We start from the raw sequence: 2,887 nt of genomic DNA on the forward strand, positions 1-2,887 counted from the left end.
GGTTCGCTTCGAGCGAACCGGGGCCACATGGGCACGGCGGACAAACCCTTGCGCCACCTGGGGATAGTCCTTCCACTGGAGGAGAATGCGCGCCGCGGGAAATCCGTCGGGGAATTTCACAAAGCCGTGCATGGAAGGCAGGTTGGTGATGTCGTCGGCGATGACGAGCGGCTCGACCTGCTTGCGCGGGGTCAGGGTCGAAGCATCACGCGTCTGGTTGTAACCATAGCTGTACGCCTCATCCATCTGGCGCACTTCGCGGTTGCCGATATAGCGCGCACACTGCTCGGCGGTATCGAGATCGGCCGTGGCGAGGATCAGCTTGGTGCGCGCCAGTGAGGCCAGATTGCGGGCGCCCTGCTCGCCATAGACCTCCACCAATTTCTCGAAACTGTGGATGCCAAGGATCATCGCGCCGCCAAAGGCGCGGGCGGTCTGAAGGCCGTTTTCGATCGCGGGCAGCCGGTGCAGCGCGCCCAGCTCGTCGAACATGAACCAGGTGCGTAAATTGCGCGTGCGCGGCATGGTCATGAGCGTGTTGATGGCAAGGTCCATCCACAGCGTTAGCAGCGCCTTGTTCATCGGCAAATCAACATAGTTGGAGGTGATGAACAGGATCGAGCCTGGACGCTTTTCCTGGGTCATCCATTGCCGGATGGAAAAGGCCTCCCCCTCTTCCGGCAAGAAGCGCAGCACCTGCGCATTGGTGTTGAAAACCGCGCGGATAGACTCCGCCATGCGGGCGGCCTCCGGCGCGGTCAGGGGATCGGCGATGGTGTTGGTGAGGAAGCGATGGACGCGCTTCAGATCAGCGGTCATCAAATTTTCGGCCAGCGCCAGATTGGTGGCCTGGCCACGCTCGATGAGCCGCATGCACATCTCGATGAAGAGGGTCCGCGCCGCGAGCGCCCAGAAGGGTTCGGACGATCCGCCGTCGGACGGGATCAGCGCGGCGGCGGCGGCGGTAAATTCGCTATGGGTGGCGCAGTCGTTGAAGATCGACCAGGCCGGGCATCGCGCGTCCATGGGGTTGAGGATCGTGTCGCGTTCAGGATCATAGAAAGCCTCGACATAGGCGCCGGTCAGATCGAAGATCACCGCACTGTCAGCGCGCGCCCGCATCTGAGACACGAGGCTGCGAAGCTCCGTGGTCTTGCCCGACCCGGTGGTGCCGATCAGCATGGTGTGCGACTGCTCCATCCGGTGCGGATAGGGAACGCCCGCCAGGCTATAGGGGTGATGAATGCCCCTGCCCTTCCGCTCGGCAAAGGGAAGCCGCAGCACCTGCGCTGGCGACAGACCCGCGCAGAGCGCGGCGACGTCTTCCTCATATTTCTTAAGATTATGCTGGTTGATCTCGCCGCGCAGCAGGTCGACGTCGACCAGCATGGCGCCGCGTTCATGCCGCTCTTGCAGGATCGATTTTCCGCGCCGGCGCGAGATGTCGACGAACCAGACCGAGAGCGGCATCACGATGAAGAGCGAGATGAAAAAGGAGCCAAGTAGACCCCGCATGGCAATTGCCCAGGCGGTCTTCACCGCCGGGATCGCTGGGACCATGGGCATGATCGTGCGCAGCATCTCGCCATTGGGCAGGGTGACGTTCACCCGCTTGGTGGGATCAAGGCCAACCCAGTTCCAGAGCGCCGAATAGAGCTTCATGCAGATGAGCTGAAAACCATGCTCATCGAGCCGGATCGACATGATCGTGAACCAGGCCGCGATGAAGACGAAGAACCAGATGATGAAGGGCAGTTTGACCCCGGAAAACCACATCAACATCTCATGGGTGAGAAGCTGGCTGCCGCGGGTGAAATTGCCCGAATTGCGTTGCACGCGGCCGCGCGCGGAATGATGGGTGAGCGGGATGTTCTGGCCGTTCGAGCGGATGTCCTTATGCGCCATGATATTGCTCCAGGCGCTTGTCGGTTTCCGCGATCATCCGTTCCCGTAGTTCGGGATATTGTTCGAGGATGATGACGTCCAAAGCGAGGTTCTGGAACTCGGCCAGGCGGGCCAGGCGACGGCGGCTGGAACCATTGTCATGGGCGCCGGCGAGATAGGCGTCGATGGCCCAACGCACGACCTGCGAGGGCGACACATTCTGCTTGCGCGCGACATCCTTGATGAGGGTCAGATGGCGCCGGTCGATGCGAACCGAAAGTCTTGGGGATGTGCCTGTCACGTCCAGCCTCCATGATGGGGGCTGGTGGGGATTAAAAAGGCAGGGACAGGCATAGAGGATTTGGTTGGCAGAGGCAAGTCATTGAACAGTTTGCCAGAAATGCCGTCGGCGATTGTCCGACGCTCAAAGCGTTGAAAATGCGCGGTTTTCTTAGCGCGCCAAAACTGTCAGACAGTGTCCGACCAGAAAAATTGCGATTTATTGTTTATTTTCAATGTTTTCCTGCACCTCCCGGTGCGTTCGGTGTGCTTAAATCCCAGGGCTCGATTCTGGTGCCCTGGGACGCTTTGATCGGCGATGTGATGAGAGGGTCAGCCGTTCCGGCAGGGTACTGGACCGCCCTTGGGGCGGCCAGAAGACGGACGTAGAAAAGCTGCATTCTAGCCCTTGGGCTGCATCGGAAGCAGACAGATTAGGCCCGAATTCAGGAAGTCCGACGCGGCCCTGGCCGCGTCGAGCCGGCAGGGGATCGTGACCCGAATGGGCGGCGACGGGGCATCACCCCGGCGCCGTGAGCCGGGTCGGCGACAGCCCTGCCAAGGGGTGTCGGCGGCCCGGCGAATAGAGCCCCGGTCGGCGGTGAGGAACGATCCGCCGAGCCGCCCAACCTGTCACCGAGCGACAGTCGCCGGGACTGAACCATGGTCCCCTCCATCACCCTTCAGCCCCTGCGCCGCTGCCGATGGCCGCGGCCCCGCGGGG

At 61.8% G+C, this 2,887-nt stretch carries 2 protein-coding genes; both read right to left on the bottom strand.

Translation table 11 applies throughout. The features are described from left to right. A partial coding sequence (locus RUH75_RS23590; RefSeq protein ID WP_313809646.1) for a type IV secretion system DNA-binding domain-containing protein occupies positions 1-1,905 on the bottom strand: 1,905 nt, incomplete at its 3' end. Then, positions 1,895-2,185 (bottom strand): hypothetical protein, encoded by a 291-nt coding sequence (locus RUH75_RS23595; RefSeq protein ID WP_313809647.1) that lies wholly within the window; start codon positions 2,183-2,185, stop codon positions 1,895-1,897. The genes RUH75_RS23590 and RUH75_RS23595, both read right to left, overlap by 11 nt. Between the last annotated feature and the right edge of the window lie 702 nt (positions 2,186-2,887).

The sequence above is a fragment of the Sphingobium sp. genome (genome assembly GCF_032153725.1).
GTDB lineage: Bacteria > Pseudomonadota > Alphaproteobacteria > Sphingomonadales > Sphingomonadaceae > Sphingobium.